Raw genomic sequence first — 15,764 nt, 5'->3', positions numbered from 1 at the left:
TAAATCGGTTACAGCGAAGCTTTCTGTTGTGCGCTGGCGGCAGAAGCGTTGTCCACGTCTTCCTCGCGAGTATCGCACGGTAAATGGCGGCCAATCAGTTTGCGGTAGCCGAACGCGCCAAGCGCCGCGCCAACCACCGGACCCAGTGCCGGCACCAGGAAGTAAGGAATGTCGCGTCCGCCGGTAAAGGCAACGTTGCCCCAGCCTGCGAGCCACGCGAACGCCTTCGGCCCTAAATCGCGCGCCGGGTTCATGGCGAAGCCGGTCAGCGGGCCCATCGACGCGCCGATAACCGCAATCAGCAGGCCAATCAGGAGCGGTGCCAGCGGGCCACGCGGAATGCCGTTGCCATCATCACCCAGCGCCATAATGACGCCCATCAGAATAGCGGTAATCACCATTTCAACCGCAAAGGCCTGAATCAGGTTGATGTGCGGGTTTGGATAGGTAGAGAAAATACCGGCCAGATCGAGACTTTCGACGCTGCCGCGAACCATGTGGTGAGTCTGTTCGTAATCGAGGAAAAGATTGTAATAAAGCCCGTAAACTAACGCCGCTGCGCAAAAGGCGCCGGCAAACTGAGAAATAATAAAAGGAACAACTTTACGCCCGTCGAAACAGGCAAACAGCCACAACGCGATGGTTACCGCCGGGTTAAGATGCGCGCCGGAAACGCCTGCGGTCAGGTAGATGGCCATCGCCACGCCCAGACCCCAGATGATGCTGATTTCCCACTGACCGAAACTGGCTCCTGCCACTTTCAGCGCCGCCACGCAGCCCACACCGAAGAAAATCAACAACCCGGTACCGAGGAATTCAGCGATGCACTCGCCTTTTAAGGTTGATGTTTGACTCATAATCGGGTCCTGAAGGCTAATTGATGATTATTGTATGCACGGTGTCGAAGACGACCATGATGTCTTGTAGACATGGTGTTAACTTATCGTTAACGAACAAAAACGAGAAATATCGAAATTGAAATGTGTGTGTTACGTCAAGAAAATGAGCGTTTTCGCGCTCAACAGCGCGTTTTTCGGGCAGGGGAAAGTGAGAGCTGAATCATTTCATTAACTAACATGTTAACAATTTACCGCTTCATGAAGCGAATACACTCGGTTTAGACTGAAAAAGCGCGCAAACCGCAATCCGTGCGGGTTGTCGCTGGACAGGGGCACAAGGGCTTCATACAATCGGGATTAGTGTTGTGCGCACAGATTACTTAAGGCGTCGCCGGGCACCGGGACGAGGATAGTCATCCATCAACGCCTTGCAATTCAGGAGAGGTAGTACGATGTCATTTGAAGTGTTTGAAAAACTGGAAGCGAAAGTACAGCAGGCTGTTGATACCATCACCCTGTTGCAAATGGAAATCGAAGAGCTGAAAGACAAGAACAATCATCTTGCTCAGGAAGTGCAGAACGCGCAGGGCAGCCGCGAAGCGCTGGAGCAGGAAAACCATCAGCTGCGTGAACAGCAGCATGTCTGGCAGGAACGTCTTCAGGCGCTGCTGGGTAAAATGGAAGAAGTGTGATTACCGCACATTGACCAAAAAAGAACGGGCGCTCAGGGCGCCCGTTTTTATTACTCGATATCCAGCGGATCTTCAGAAAGGATAATGCCGGTGTTGTCGGCGTAGAGATGGTCGCCGGAGAAGAAGGTCACGCCGCCGAAATTAACGCGCACGTCGCTTTCGCCGATGCCTTCGCCTGCCGCGCCTACCGGGATCGCCGCCAGCGCCTGGATGCCGACATCCAGCTCCGCGAGGTCGTCAACCTGACGCACGGCGCCATAGACCACAATGCCTTCCCATTCGTTCTGCACCGCAAGGCGCGCCAGTTCAGCATCAATCAGGGCGCGGCGTACCGAACCGCCGCCATCAACCAGTAAAACGCGTCCGCGGCCATTTTCTTCGAGCAGCTCATACAGCAACCCGTTGTCCTCGAAACATTTCACCGTGATGATTTGCCCGCCAAAAGAAGAGCGACCGCCGAAGTTGGAGAACAGAGGCTCCACAACGTTGACCTCTTCCTGGTAGATGTCACAAAGCTCAGAAGTATCGTATTTCATAGGTTTAACGTTCAGTTGCTGCAAGAGCTGTCAGTATATCGCTTAACGCGCGCTGTTGGCAAAATCATCAATTGTTAATTGATGCGGGTCAGTTAACCCAGACGCTGGCTGAGGACCAGCCCGACGATAAACAGCAGGTTCACCAGCAGGGCCGCTTTCACGGTGCGTTCGAGCATCGGGCGCATCGCCGCAGGATCCGTATCGCGCAGCACAACGCGCGCCTGACGCGCCAGCAGCGGTGTAGCCAGCAGGAACGCCCAGCCCCACGGGCTTTGCAGCCAGAGCAGATTAAACGCCGCAAGACAGCCCAGCGCGCCAGCCAGCAAACCCACATGGTAACGGCGGGCGGCGACGGGGCCGAGGCGCACCGCCAGCGTGTTTTTGCCGTTGCGCCGGTCGCTGTCGATATCGCGCAGATTATTGATATTCAGCACGGCCGCCGCCAGCAAGCCGCAGGCGGTCGCTGGCAGCCAGAGCGGGGAGATCAGCGTATGAGCCTGCAAATACCAGCTACCCAGCACGCTCAGCCAGCCGAAGAACACCAGCACCGAAATATCGCCAAGGCCCATGTAGCCATACGGGCGCGTGCCGACGGTATAAGTAATCGCGGCGAGAATCGAGAGCGCGCCGAGCGCGAGAAACCCGAGCACATCGGTAAGGCTGTGGCAGGCCACTTTGACGAGCGCCAGTCCGGAAACGCAAATCAGCGCCACGGTGAACAAAATGGCGCGCTTCATCTGCGGCGCGGTGATAGCGCCTTTCTGCATACCGCGCAGCGGACCGAGGCGATCGGGCTGGTCGCTGCCTTTTACGGCGTCGCCATAGTCGTTGGCAAGATTGGAGAGGATTTGCAGCAGCCCGGCGGTCAGTAGCGCCAGGAGCGTGATAACCGGATCGAAATAGCCCTGCCACCAGGCGAGCGCGCTGCCTACCATAATGGCGGAAAAAGCCAGCGGCAGCGTGCGCGGGCGCAGGCTTTCAAGCCAGGCCTGGGTACGGCTTACCGAATGCGTGTGTGTATTCATAGACGGATCTGAGCCAATAAAAATGAGGGCTTGCCTGCCTGATGAAGCTGCGGGTTGCCGGCGTTGCCTGAATATCCCGGCGTTTTAACGCCGCCGGGAACAGGCTGACCGCCTTACCGCACCTCACATCGGGCGGGGCAAAAACCCTCACCAAAAGTGATGAAAATGCGTTGAGCGCGATTATAAGATAAAACGGCTCAGATCTTCATCTGCCACCAGCGCATCCAGGTGTTTGCTCACATAATCGGCGTCGATAGTAATCGTCTGGCCGCCCAGATCGCTGGCGTCATACGAGATATCTTCCATCAGACGCTCCAGCACGGTGTGCAGGCGACGCGCGCCGATGTTCTCGGTGGTTTCGTTCACCTGCCACGCCGCCTGCGCGATACGCTTGATACCATCGTCGGTAAATTCAATATGCACGCCTTCGGTTTCCATCAGCGCTTTGTACTGCACGGTCACCGACGCGTTCGGCTCGGTGAGGATGCGCTCGAAATCTTCCGCCGTCAGCGCCTGCAGCTCAACGCGGATCGGCAGACGGCCCTGAAGCTCAGGGATCAGGTCAGACGGGCTCGCCACCTGGAAAGCGCCAGAGGCGATAAACAGGATGTGATCGGTTTTCACCATGCCGTGTTTTGTGGAGACGGTGCAGCCTTCCACCAGCGGCAGCAGGTCGCGCTGAACGCCTTCGCGGGAGACATCCGGGCCGGAAACGTTGCCGCGCTTACAGATTTTATCGATCTCATCGATAAACACGATGCCGTGCTGTTCAACGGCTTCGATAGCCTGCTCTTTCAGCTCTTCCGGGTTTACCAGCTTCGCCGCTTCTTCTTCCACCAGCAGCTTCATCGCGTCTTTGATTTTCAGCTTGCGCGGCTTCTGTTTCTGGCCGCCCAGGTTCTGGAACATCGACTGCAGCTGGCTGGTCATCTCTTCCATACCCGGAGGCGCCATAATTTCGACGCCCATCGGCGCGGCGGCCAGGTTGATTTCAATCTCTTTATCGTCAAGCTCGCCTTCGCGCAGCTTTTTGCGAAACGCCTGACGCGCGGCGGACGGCTCCTGCTGCTGTTCCGGCTGGCCCCAGTTGTTTTTGGCAGGCGGGATCAGCACGTCGAGAATGCGCTCTTCGGCCATCTCTTCGGCGCGGTAGCGGTTTTTCTCGATCGACTGCATGCGCACCATTTTAATCGCGGAATCGGTCAGATCGCGGATGATGGAATCCACTTCTTTACCGACATAGCCCACTTCGGTGAACTTCGTCGCTTCGACTTTGATAAATGGCGCATTGGCAAGCTTCGCCAGACGACGGGCGATTTCGGTTTTACCGACGCCGGTCGGGCCAATCATCAGAATGTTTTTCGGTGTGACTTCATGTCGCAGCTCTTCATTTAACTGCATACGGCGCCAGCGGTTACGCAGCGCGATGGCGACAGAACGTTTCGCCGCGTCCTGGCCGATAATATGTTTGTCGAGTTCGCTGACAATTTCGCGTGGAGTCATTTCAGACATAGGAGATCCTTACGCTTTAGAGGAGAGTTCTTCGATGGTGAGGAAGTGGTTGGTGTAGATGCAGATATCACCCGCGATCCCCAGCGACTTCTCCACGATGTCACGAGCGCCGAGCTCGGTGTTTTCCAGCAGCGCGCGTGCCGCAGCCTGCGCGTAAGGGCCGCCGGAACCAATGGCGATCAGATCGTTTTCCGGCTGCACGACATCGCCGTTACCGGTGATAATCAGCGAGGCGTTTTCATCCGCCACCGCCAGCAGCGCTTCAAGGCGGCGCAGCATACGGTCGGTACGCCAGTCTTTCGCCAGTTCAACGGCGGCTTTTACCAGGTGACCCTGGTGCATTTCCAGTTTGCGTTCAAAAAGTTCAAAGAGGGTGAAGGCGTCGGCGGTGCCGCCCGCGAAGCCCGCGATAACTTTGTCGTTATACAGACGGCGGACTTTTTTCACGTTGCCTTTCATTACGGTGTTGCCCAGGGTGGCCTGGCCGTCGCCACCGATCACTACCTGGCCGTTGCGGCGCACACTTACTATTGTTGTCACGAGCAAACCCCTTATTGCATAAGCTGAAGACAGCGCCCCGCGAGTGATGCGGGGCAGAATGCAATTATAGATGGGGGGCGTTTCGGGGGTTTCAACCCCCGGAGGCGAGACGAATGCAGTTTGAATGGCCCGCCATCTTCAGGCGGTTGAGGGTGCCGTCGGCGTTATCTTTGCCTTTAATCGGGCCGATAACGACGCGGTTCCAGCCGTTGTTGGACGTAATGCGCGAGTCAAAACCTTCAAACGCCAGCTGGGCGCGAACGGTTTCGGCCTGCTCGGTGCCTTTGAACGAGCCGCACTGCACCATCCAGCGGCGCTCGTCTTTCTTCTCGGCCGGCTTCGCGGTTTCCGCCTCGCGCGTGACCGGCGCGGTTTGCGCAGGCTTGCTCTGGACAGTTTCACGCTGCGTAGTATGCGGCGGCGTTTGCAGCAGATCCTGATACGGCGCGTTGCTCGTCTGCGCCTGGCGCGTCTGGGTTTGCGTTTGCTGCATGGCGCGCGCTGGCTGCTGCGTCTGCACCGTGCGGGTCTGCGGCGGTTGGTAAGCCTGCGCCTGACGGGTTTCAACGCGTGGCGTTTCCGTGCGCGGCGCGGTGCGTGTCGGCTGCTGCGCGGTGTTGTTCCACTGCTGCATTTGTTGTTGCTGCTGAAGCTGTTTCTGGCGTTGCAGCGTCTGCTGGCGCTGCGCCGGCGTCTGTTCGTTCCACGGCACTTCGCTGAGCTGCGTCGGCTGCTGGCGCATATCCGCCTGCATCTGATCGAGCAACTGACGCTGTTCGTCGGTCAGTTGATCCTGATTCATGATTTCGCCGCCTGCGGAAGGTTCGGTGGGTTTCAGCACGCCTGGCTGGCGGCTTTCCAGCTCTTTGATATACCGCCAGCGTTCTTCCGGCTTCGGCGGCAGGCCATTGCCGGTGACTTTATGGCCCGGCAGGGTTTCCGACTCTTCTTTTTTATGATGCGTAATAAAGTACAGACCGCCAATAAAGGCGACCAGCGCCGCCGCTGCGATAGCGACCATCGCCGGTGAAACAGCAGGCAGGTTACGTTGCTTTTTGCGGGTGTTGGTTTTCTTGCGCCGCGCGGGCGTCGGTTGTCCGCGGCGTACATAATCTCGTTGTGCCACTATCGTTTCGCTGTATCCATTCGTTATCAGCCCGCCATGTTACTTAAGGGACGGGCCTTTGACCAGATAAGGAGTCTTAAAGGCGGTTAATTTCGCGGCTTCGGGGCGCGGGTGGTGCCGCGCAGCACCAGTTCGCAATCCAGCAGACGCGAACCGCTGCTGACGGTGTGGCCGTTGAGCTGGCTGAGCAACAGCAGCATGGCTTCACGGCCAATATCAAAACGCGGCTGCGCGACGGTGGTCAACGGCGGATCGCAGAACTCCGCTAACGCGATGTTATCAAAGCCGATGATGGAGAGATCGTCCGGTATGCGGTAGCCGCGACGTTTCGCCATCGACAGCGCGCCCAGCGCCATTACGTCACTGTGGCAGAAAATCGCCGTCGGCGGCTGTGGCAGACTCAGGAGCTGTTCAAGCGCGCTGGCGCCTGCTTCAAAGGTAAAATCGCCGCGGGCGATATAGTGCGGGTCTACCGTCATGCCGCAACGGCGTAGCGCCTGAACGTAGCCCTGCAACCGGTAGTGGCACAGCGGCATCTCTTCCGGGCCTGCGATGCAGGCGATGCGCTGATGGCCCAGCTCGTGCAGATAGTTTACGGCGTTAAACGCGGCGGTGAGGTTGTCGATATGCACCGTCGGCAGCTCCAGCTCCGGCGCGAATTCGTTTGCCATCACCATCGGCGGCAGGTTGCGTTGCTCCTCTTTGCTGGCGTCAAATGGCAGACGCGAGCCCAGCAACAGCATGCCGTCTATCTGTTTCGTGATGATAAGGTCAATGAAGGTTTTTTCCTGCTGGTTCTGATGCGCGCAGTCGCCAATCAGTACCAGATAGCCTTGATCCGCCGCGGTGACTTCGATGCCGCGAATAATTTCGCTGAAAAACGGGTCGCAGATGTCCGGGACAATCACCAGAATGGTGCGGGATTCGTTGCGCTTCAGGTTGCGACTGAGCGAGCCTGGCAGATAACCTACGTCGATGGCGGCCTGCTCCACACGGTTGCGGGTGGCCTGTGAGACTTTTTCCGGGTTCATTAAAGCACGGGATACCGTCGCGGTAGATACCCTGGCGCGAACGGCGACATCTTTCATGGTTGCGGCGGCAACCTGCTTTTTGGACTTCACTTCATCTCCTCGTAGCGGTCCGCAGGCGCAGACTCGTCCTGTAATCTGACACGCCTCACATTCTTAACAGATCTTGAGCGCGGCGGTTACAAAAATTACATCGAAGATGTGATGGATATTAAATTTTACGATCCGTTTCGCAGAAGCGGGCGGGGCGGTCAGCCTTCGGTCGGGTCAACGTCGAGCGTCCATTTCACCTTGCGCGCGGCGGGCAGCGTCCCTACCAGCGGCAGGCTGCCCGCGACGATGCGCTGGAGCTGCAAACGCGAAGGATGTTGCAACAGCAACTGCCAGCGGTAACGGCCGCCGCGTTTGGGCTGCAACGCCGGAACCGGGCCGAGCAGCCAGAGTTTGTCATCCGCCAGCGGGCTTGCCTGGAGCAAATTGCGCAACTGCTGCAGAAACGCCGGCGCGTCCTGGTTATGGTGATCTTCCGCGCGAATCAAAATATGGCTGCTGTAAGGCGGCAGCCAGACGCTGCTGCGCTCCGCCAGCGCCTGGTCAGCGAAAGCGTCATAGCCCTGATGAAGCAACGTCTGGAGCAACGGATGTTCCGGATGATGCGTCTGAAGCACCACTTCGCCCTGTTTGCCCGCGCGTCCGGCTCGGCCCGCCACCTGGGTGTAGAGCTGGGCGAAACGCTCCGCCGAGCGGAAATCGGCGCAAAACAGCGCGCCGTCGACATCCAGCAGCGCCACCAGCGTGACGTCAGGAAAATGGTGCCCTTTAGCCAGCATTTGGGTGCCAATCAGGATACGCGCGCCGCCGCGATGCACTTCGGCGAGCTGTTGTTCAAGCGCGCCCTTGCGGCTGGTAGTGTCGCGGTCGATGCGCGACAGCGGCACGCCGGGAAAAAGCGGCGCCAGGCTCTGTTCAAGCTGTTCGGTGCCAAGCCCCACCGGCACCAGGTGCGTGGAGCCGCAGCCCGGACACTGGCGCGGCACCGGGCGCTGGCTGTCGCAATGGTGGCAGCGCAGCTGATGTTGCGCCTGATGTAGCGTGTAGTAGTGATCGCAGCGCGGACATTCGGCTATCCAGCCGCAGTCATGACACAGCAGCGCGGGCGCAAAGCCGCGGCGGTTAAGAAACAAAATAACCTGATTATCCGCCTGTAAATGCTGGCGCATGCGGGCCACCAGCGCGGGCGCGAGGCCGGCCTGCAACGGCTGGCCTTTAAGATCGAGCACGTGCTGAAGCGCCGGGCGCGCGTTACCTGCGCGGTGGGTCAGTTTCAGCACGCGGTATTTACGCTGACGCACGTTATGCAGGGTCTCCAGCGCTGGCGTCGCTGAGCCTAAAATAATCGGGATCTGCTCGCTGTGCGCCCGGTAGACTGCCAGGTCGCGCGCGTGATAGCGCCAGCCTTCCTGCTGTTTATAGGAGCTGTCATGCTCTTCATCGATAACAATCACGCCGAGATTTTTAAACGGCGTGAAAAGCGCCGAGCGCGTACCAATGACGATGGCCGCCTCGCCGCTTTTGGCTTTCAGCCAGGCCGCCAGCCGTTCGCTGTCATTCAGCGCCGAGTGCAGCACCTCAACGGGCGCGTTGAAGCGCTCGCGAAAGCGGGCAATGGTCTGGGGCGTCAGGCCGATTTCCGGCACCAGCACCAGCGCCTGTTTACCCTGCGCCAGCGTGTTTTCGAGTACGCTTAAATAGACTTCGGTTTTGCCGGAGCCGGTGACGCCCGCAAGCAGCCAGGCGCAGAAATTGTCGGCTTCGCCGCGAATGGCGCCCACGGCAGTGGCCTGTTCGGTGTTCAGCCGCAGCCGGTCGCCCGCGACGGAGAACTGGCCGCGCCAGTCGGCGACGGGCGGCAGTTCGCTGCCAAGTTCGCACAGGCCCTTCGTGCGCAGCGCCTGAAGCGCGGCGTCGTTGAACGCCATCTGCGCCACTTCATGTCGCCATAACCGGCCATGACGCAGCGCCGCCAGCGCCTGTTGCTGTTTCGGCGACCGCTTCAGGCTGTTGAGCTCGACCGCCCGGCCCTCTTCGGTGGCGAACCAGTACCAGAGCGGCGCCGGACTGGCGGGTTTCCCCTGACGCAGCAGCACCGGTAGCGCGTGAAACAGCACTTCGCCGACCGGGTGGTGATAATAGTCCGCCGCCCAGAGCAGCATCCGCCAGAGCGTCGTCGGGTAGAGCGACGCGCCATCCAGTACCTCCGCCACGCTTTTCAGCTCGCTGCGCGGCAGCTCGCTCTCTTCGCCCACCGCCACCACAACGCCGACGCGCTGCTGGCGGCCGAACGGCACGCGCACGCGACAACCCGCCGCCGCCGTCATGGTGTCGGGCAGCAGGTAGTCAAACGTGCGGGCAAGCGGAACGGGCAGAGCAACGCGGGCTACAGGCATGAAGGTATCCGGGCTGAGAAAAGAAGCGTCATAGTGTACACTGTGTGTTCATAAATTTGCGGATCAGTTTGCATGGGGCGGTTATTTTCTGTATGATTCGCCGCCTTTGATGCCCTTTAAAAGTATCAAACCGACTTTATCAACATCGCGTGGTGTCTGGCGTAAGGGCCGGAAGAGCGACGCGGCCTTAACTGAGGTTTCCCATGAAAAAAGATATTCACCCGAAATATGTTGAAATCACCGCTACCTGCTCTTGCGGTAACGTGATCAAAACTCGCTCCACCGTTGGCCACGACCTGAACCTGGACGTGTGCGGCAACTGCCACCCGTTCTTCACTGGTAAACAGCGTGTTGTTGATACCGGTGGTCGTGTTGAGCGTTTCAACAAACGCTTCAGCATCCCGGGCAGCAAATAAGTTTCCCGAAAAAAGGCGCCCAACGGCGCCTTTTTTGTTGCTCTCAAGCATAAAACAAAGGCGCCGATGGGCGCCTTTGTCATTGATGCGAATCAGTATTCCCAGGTATCCGGGTCGATACCCATTTCACGCATGATTACCTTCGCCTCTTCCGGGATCTCGTCGCTGCGCTCTTTACGCAGGTCGTTATCGTCCGGCAAGGGTTGGCCGGTAAAGGCGTGAAGGAAAGCCTCGCACAGCAGCTCGCTGTTAGTGGCATGGCGCAGGTTATTCACCTGACGACGGGTGCGTTCATCGGTGAGGATTTTTAACACCTTCAGAGGAATGGAAACCGTAATTTTTTTGACCTGTTCACTCTTCTTGCCGTGCTCAGCGTAGGGGCTGATATATTCGCCGTTCCATTCAGCCATGAGATACCTTTAATCCTCTCAGTCATTAGAAAAAGATTAAAACCGGATAGGTCTCACGGTCTTAACCCGATAGTCTGTTGTTCAGCAGCCCGGAATAATACCGTGACTTCGGCACCGATGCTGCATCACTACCCTATAAAACACATAATTTTAACGGCTAATCCTGTTTTGCTCAATCTATACGCAAAGAAGTTTAGATGTCCAGATGTATTGACGTCCATAATGGCAATGTTTACTCTGTCACCTGACTTTTCTCCGATAATGCCAGGAAACGACTCATCATGACGCGTAAACAGGCCACCATCGCAGTTCGCAGCGGGCTCAACGACGACGAGCAGTACGGCTGCGTCGTCCCGCCGATTCACCTCTCCAGCACCTATAACTTCACCGGCTTTAACGAACCGCGCGCCCATGATTATTCGCGCCGCGGCAACCCGACTCGCGATGTCGTGCAGCGCGCGCTGGCGGAACTGGAAGGGGGCGCTGGCGCCGTGCTGACCAACACCGGCATGTCCGCGATTCATCTGGTCACCACGGTTTTCCTGAAGCCCGGCGATCTGCTGGTCGCGCCGCACGACTGTTACGGTGGCAGCTACCGTCTGTTCGACAGCCTCGCAAAACGCGGCTGCTATCGCGTGAAATTCGTCGATCAGGGAGATGAGGCGGCGCTGAAAGCGGCGCTTGCCGAAAAACCCAAACTGGTGCTGGTGGAAAGCCCGAGTAATCCCTTGTTGCGCGTGGTGGATATTGCGAAAATTTGCGAACTTTCGCGCGCGGCCGGAGCCATAAGTGTGGTGGATAATACGTTCCTGAGCCCGGCGTTGCAGAACCCGCTGACGCTGGGCGCCGATCTGGTCCTGCACTCCTGCACCAAATATCTCAACGGGCACTCCGATGTGGTGGCGGGCGTGGTGATTGCGAAAGCGCCGGAGACCGTGACGGAGCTCGCCTGGTGGGCAAATAATATTGGCGTGACCGGCGGCGCGTTCGACAGCTACCTGCTGTTGCGCGGCCTGCGCACGCTCAGCCCGCGTATGGAAGTGGCGCAGCGCAATGCCAGCGCGATTGTGGATTTTCTCAAACAACAGCCGCGGGTGAAAAAGTTGTATCATCCGTCGCTGCCGGACAACGCGGGCCATGAGATAGCCGCGCGCCAGCAGAAAGGCTTCGGCGCGATGCTGAGTTTTGAACTGGATGGCGACGAGCAGACGCTACGCCGTTTCCTTGGCGCGCTGGAGCTGTTCACGCTGGCGGAATCTCTGGGCGGGGTGGAGAGCCTTATTTCCCACGCCGCGACGATGACCCATGCGGGCATGGCGCCGGAGGCGCGCGCCGCCGCGGGCATTTCCGAAACGCTGTTACGCATCTCGACGGGTATTGAAGATAGCGAAGATTTAATTGCCGACCTGGAAAAAGCGTTCCAGGCGGCGAGCTAAGGGGTAAGCATGAGTGTTACAGCGCCTGCAGGGACGAACGGTCGTCAGCTGCATAAATTTGGCGGCAGCAGTCTCGCCGACGTGAAATGTTACCTGCGCGTGGCGGGTATCATGGCCGACTATTCCCGCGCCGGGGATATGATGGTGGTGTCGGCGGCGGGCAGCACGACCAACCAGTTGATCAGCTGGCTGAAGTTAAGCCAGAGCGATCGTCTCTCCGCCCATCAGGTGCAACAGGCGCTGCGCCGTTATCAGAGCGAGCTTATCTCCGGGCTGCTGCCAGCCGCCGTCGCCGACGGGCTGGTCAGCGAATTTATCCGCGATCTGGAGCGTCTCGCGGCGCTGCTGGATGGCACCATTACTGACGCGGTCTACGCCGAAGTGGTCGGCCACGGTGAAATCTGGTCGGCGCGTCTGATGGCTGCGGTGCTGAACGAGCAGGGGCTCGACGCCGCCTGGCTTGACGCGCGCGATTTCCTGCGCGCTGAACGCGCCGCGCAGCCGCAGGTTAATGAAGGTCTGTCTTTCCCGTTGTTACAGCAGCTGATGGCGCAGCATCCGGGCAAACGTCTGGTGGTGACCGGCTTTATCTGTCGCAACGACGCCGGTGAAACGGTTCTGCTGGGCCGTAACGGTTCCGACTACTCGGCGACGCAAATCGGCGCGCTGGCGGGCGTTTCCCGCGTCACCATCTGGAGTGATGTAGCGGGCGTTTACAGCGCCGACCCGCGCAAAGTCAAAGACGCCTGCCTGCTGCCGCTGCTGCGACTCGACGAAGCGAGCGAGCTGGCGCGTCTTGCCGCGCCCGTTCTGCATGCGCGTACTTTACAGCCCGTTTCCGGCAGCGATATCGACCTGCAACTGCGTTGCAGCTATAGCCCGGAGCAGGGGTCTACGCGCATTGAGCGCGTGCTGGCTTCCGGCACCGGGGCGCGCATCGTCACCAGCCACGACGATGTCTGCCTGATTGAATTTGAAGTGCCGTCGCATCAGGATTTCAAACTGGCGCATAAAGAGGTGGATGCGTTGCTTCGACGCGCCCAGCTGCGCCCGCTGTCGGTCGGCGTACACCCTGACCGCCGCCTGCTGCAACTCTGTTATACCTCAGAAGTCGTCGGCAGCGCGCTGACGCTACTGGAAGACGCCGCGCTGTCGGGCGAGCTGCGCCTGCGCGAAGGGCTGGCGTTAGTAGCGCTGGTCGGCGCGGGGGTCTGCCGCAATCCGCTGCACAGCCATCGCTTCTGGCAGCAGCTTAAAGATCAGCCGGTGGAGTTTATCTGGCAGTCGGAGGAGAGCATCAGCCTGGTGGCCGTGCTGCGCGCAGGGCCGACGGAGAGCCTGATTCAGGGGCTGCACCAGTCGCTGTTCCGCGCGGAAAAACGCATCGGCCTTGTGCTGTTCGGCAAAGGGAATATCGGTTCTCGCTGGCTTGAGCTGTTCGCGCGCGAGCAGGAGACGCTTTCTGCCCGCACCGGCCTTGAGTTTGTGCTGGCAGGCGTGGTGGACAGCCGCCGTAGCCTGCTGAGTTATGACGGCCTGGACGCGAGCCGCGCGCTGGCGTTCTTTAATGATGAAGCGGTGGAGCAGGATGAAGAGTCGCTGTTCCTGTGGATGCGCGCGCACCCCTACGACGATTTAGTGGTGCTGGACGTCACCGCAAGCCAGGATCTGGCGGACCAGTATCTTGATTTCGCGAGTTATGGTTTTCACGTCATCAGCGCCAATAAGCTGGCGGGCGCGAGCAACAGCCAGAACTATCGTCAGATCCGCGATGCTTTTGCGAAAACGGGCCGCCACTGGCTCTATAACGCGACGGTCGGCGCGGGCCTGCCGGTCAACCACACGGTGCGCGATCTGCGCGACAGCGGGGATTCCATTCTCTCAATCAGCGGGATTTTCTCCGGTACGCTCTCGTGGCTGTTTTTACAGTTTGACGGTACGGTGCCGTTTACCGAGCTGGTGGACCAGGCGTGGCAGCAGGGGCTGACGGAGCCAGACCCGCGCGTGGATCTTTCTGGTAAAGATGTAATGCGCAAGCTGGTTATCCTGGCGCGCGAGGCGGGCTACGATATCGAGCCCGATCAGGTGCGCGTGGAGTCGCTGGTGCCTGCCGGGTGCGAGGAAGGCTCGGTGGATCACTTCTTTGAATATGGCGACGCGCTGAACGAACAAATGGTGCAGCGCCTTGAGGCGGCGCGCGAGATGGGCCTCGTGCTGCGCTACGTGGCGCGTTTTGACGCTAACGGTAAAGCGCGCGTCGGCGTTGAGGCGGTGCGTCCTGAGCATCCGCTGGCCTCGCTGCTGCCTTGCGATAACGTCTTCGCCATCGAAAGCCGCTGGTATCGCGATAACCCGTTAGTTATCCGCGGGCCGGGCGCGGGGCGCGATGTGACCGCCGGGGCGATTCAGTCGGATCTTAACCGTCTGGCGCAATTGCTCTGATTTCGTCGAGTGGTGGGGGCGCTTCGCTTACCCACCACTGGCGTTGAATGCCTTTTACTGGCAGGGCGGGTAAGCGAAACGCACCCGCCATTAACCGCACCCGTCATCAGCTGACGCCCGCAACACCCTTCCGCACCGCTGTACAATCTTTCTTCATTTTTCTGTCATGAACTTTTTTCATCTTCGCTGAAAAATACTCACATCCAGTGATGATTTACCTGTTGACGCCACCCGGCTTTTCCGTCATTTTTACATCTGGACGTCTAAACGTATAGAAGTCAACACACGCGACCACGACACAGCGATTGATGAGGTAAGGTATGAGCTTTTTTCACGCCAACCAGCGGGAGGCCCTGAATCAGAGCCTCGCAGAAGTGCAGGGACAGATTAACGTCTCGTTTGAATTTTTCCCTCCGCGCACCAGTGAAATGGAGCAGACCCTCTGGTCCTCTATTGATCGCTTAAGCAGCCTGAAGCCGAAATTTGTGTCGGTGACTTACGGCGCCAACTCCGGCGAGCGCGACCGCACCCACAGCATCATCAAAGGCATTAAAGACCGGACCGGTCTTGAAGCGGCCCCGCACCTCACCTGTATTGACGCCACACCCGACGAGCTGCGTACCATCGCGCGTGACTACTGGAACAACGGCATTCGCCATATCGTCGCGCTGCGTGGCGACCTGCCGCCGGGCAGCGGCAAGCCGGAAATGTACGCCAGCGATCTGGTGGCGCTGTTAAAAGAGGTCGCCGATTTTGATATCTCTGTCGCCGCGTACCCGGAAGTGCACCCGGAGGCAAAAAGCGCGCAGGCGGATCTGCTGAACCTGCGTCGCAAAATTGATGCAGGCGCAAATCGCGCGATCACCCAGTTCTTTTTTGATGTCGAAAGCTATCTGCGCTTTCGCGACCGCTGCGCGGCGACCGGTATTGATGTCGAAATTATTCCCGGCATCCTGCCCGTCTCCAACTTTAAGCAGGCGAAAAAGTTCGCCGACATGACCAACGTGCGTATTCCGTCCTGGATGTCGCAGATGTTTGCGGGCCTGGATGACGACGCCGAAACCCGCAAGCTGGTCGGCGCTAACATTGCGATGGACATGGTGAAAATACTAAGCCGTGAAGGCGTAAAAGATTTCCACTTCTATACGCTCAACCGCGCGGAAATGAGTTATGCCATCTGCCATACGCTGGGTGTTAGGCCGGCGGTGGCGGCATAAGCCGGAAATATATACATGCTAAGGAGGCCTTTGCCTCCTTTATTATTTCACCGGGAAATTATTTCATTTCGCCTGAACGTGATCCGGCGCAGTATAAA

Annotated in this window: 14 protein-coding genes; 5 read left to right on the top strand and 9 right to left on the bottom strand. The window is 58.7% G+C overall.

The window, feature by feature from the left end; translation table 11 throughout:
* Positions 1-8: 8 nt before the first annotated feature.
* Complete coding sequence (locus AFK63_RS17635; protein ID WP_038865996.1) at positions 9-857, bottom strand: MIP/aquaporin family protein; 849 nt, start codon at positions 855-857, stop codon at positions 9-11.
* Between the two features lie 434 nt (positions 858-1,291).
* Between AFK63_RS17635 and zapB the strand changes: the two genes are divergently transcribed.
* Complete coding sequence (gene zapB / locus AFK63_RS17630) at positions 1,292-1,531, top strand: septal ring assembly protein ZapB (RefSeq protein ID WP_007667757.1); 240 nt, start codon at positions 1,292-1,294, stop codon at positions 1,529-1,531.
* Between the two features lie 50 nt (positions 1,532-1,581).
* Here the strand turns inward: zapB and rraA are convergent, their stop codons facing one another.
* The 7 genes from rraA to priA form a co-directional block, all read right to left on the bottom strand.
* On the bottom strand, positions 1,582-2,067 hold the full coding sequence (gene rraA / locus AFK63_RS17625) for a ribonuclease E activity regulator RraA (protein WP_007729210.1): 486 nt from the start codon (positions 2,065-2,067) through the stop codon (positions 1,582-1,584).
* A gap of 92 nt (positions 2,068-2,159) precedes the next feature.
* Positions 2,160-3,092 carry a 1,4-dihydroxy-2-naphthoate polyprenyltransferase gene (gene menA, locus AFK63_RS17620; RefSeq protein WP_038865990.1) on the bottom strand — a complete coding sequence of 311 codons (933 nt, stop codon included), beginning with the start codon at positions 3,090-3,092 and terminating at the stop codon, positions 2,160-2,162.
* A gap of 180 nt (positions 3,093-3,272) precedes the next feature.
* Positions 3,273-4,604 (bottom strand): HslU--HslV peptidase ATPase subunit, encoded by a 1,332-nt coding sequence (gene hslU / locus AFK63_RS17615; protein ID WP_004385733.1) that lies wholly within the window; start codon positions 4,602-4,604, stop codon positions 3,273-3,275.
* 9 nt (positions 4,605-4,613) lie between these two features.
* Positions 4,614-5,144 carry an ATP-dependent protease subunit HslV gene (gene hslV, locus AFK63_RS17610; RefSeq protein WP_032967548.1) on the bottom strand — a complete coding sequence of 177 codons (531 nt, stop codon included), beginning with the start codon at positions 5,142-5,144 and terminating at the stop codon, positions 4,614-4,616.
* A 91-nt stretch (positions 5,145-5,235) separates the two neighbouring features.
* Positions 5,236-6,270, bottom strand: coding sequence for a cell division protein FtsN (gene ftsN / locus AFK63_RS17605; protein WP_038865987.1), 1,035 nt, complete (start codon positions 6,268-6,270; stop codon positions 5,236-5,238).
* Positions 6,271-6,356: 86 nt separating this feature from the next.
* A complete protein-coding gene (gene cytR / locus AFK63_RS17600; protein ID WP_038865984.1) occupies positions 6,357-7,391 on the bottom strand; it encodes a DNA-binding transcriptional regulator CytR in 1,035 nt (344 codons plus the stop codon).
* Between the two features lie 158 nt (positions 7,392-7,549).
* Positions 7,550-9,745 carry a primosomal protein N' gene (gene priA / locus AFK63_RS17595; RefSeq protein ID WP_038865981.1) on the bottom strand — a complete coding sequence of 732 codons (2,196 nt, stop codon included), beginning with the start codon at positions 9,743-9,745 and terminating at the stop codon, positions 7,550-7,552.
* Between the two features lie 203 nt (positions 9,746-9,948).
* Here priA and rpmE point away from each other — a divergent pair, with 203 nt between their 5' ends.
* Entirely contained in the window at positions 9,949-10,161 is a 213-nt protein-coding gene (gene rpmE / locus AFK63_RS17590) for a 50S ribosomal protein L31 (RefSeq protein ID WP_004385728.1), read from the top strand.
* A 92-nt stretch (positions 10,162-10,253) separates the two neighbouring features.
* Here the strand turns inward: rpmE and metJ are convergent, their stop codons facing one another.
* The gene (metJ, locus tag AFK63_RS17585) at positions 10,254-10,571 is read right to left on the bottom strand and encodes a met regulon transcriptional regulator MetJ (RefSeq protein ID WP_038865977.1); all 318 of its coding nucleotides are present in this window, start codon (positions 10,569-10,571) and stop codon (positions 10,254-10,256) included.
* 281 nt (positions 10,572-10,852) lie between these two features.
* On the opposite strand from metJ, the gene metB reads away from it, so the two are divergent.
* The 3 genes from metB to metF all read left to right on the top strand — a co-directional run bounded on the left by metB (position 10,853) and on the right by metF (position 15,666).
* Positions 10,853-12,007 (top strand): cystathionine gamma-synthase, encoded by a 1,155-nt coding sequence (metB, locus tag AFK63_RS17580; RefSeq protein WP_038865973.1) that lies wholly within the window; start codon positions 10,853-10,855, stop codon positions 12,005-12,007.
* Between the two features lie 9 nt (positions 12,008-12,016).
* Entirely contained in the window at positions 12,017-14,449 is a 2,433-nt protein-coding gene (locus AFK63_RS17575) for a bifunctional aspartate kinase/homoserine dehydrogenase II (RefSeq protein ID WP_053531587.1), read from the top strand.
* Positions 14,450-14,769: 320 nt separating this feature from the next.
* Positions 14,770-15,666 carry a methylenetetrahydrofolate reductase gene (gene metF / locus AFK63_RS17570; protein ID WP_038865957.1) on the top strand — a complete coding sequence of 299 codons (897 nt, stop codon included), beginning with the start codon at positions 14,770-14,772 and terminating at the stop codon, positions 15,664-15,666.
* The last annotated feature ends 98 nt before the right edge of the window (positions 15,667-15,764 follow it).

Origin of the sequence: Cronobacter muytjensii ATCC 51329 (assembly GCF_001277195.1) — a bacterium.
Taxonomy (GTDB): Bacteria; Pseudomonadota; Gammaproteobacteria; order Enterobacterales; family Enterobacteriaceae; genus Cronobacter; species Cronobacter muytjensii.
Note: the sequence above shows the minus strand (reverse complement) of the source record. Positions and strands in the feature narration are given on the sequence as shown.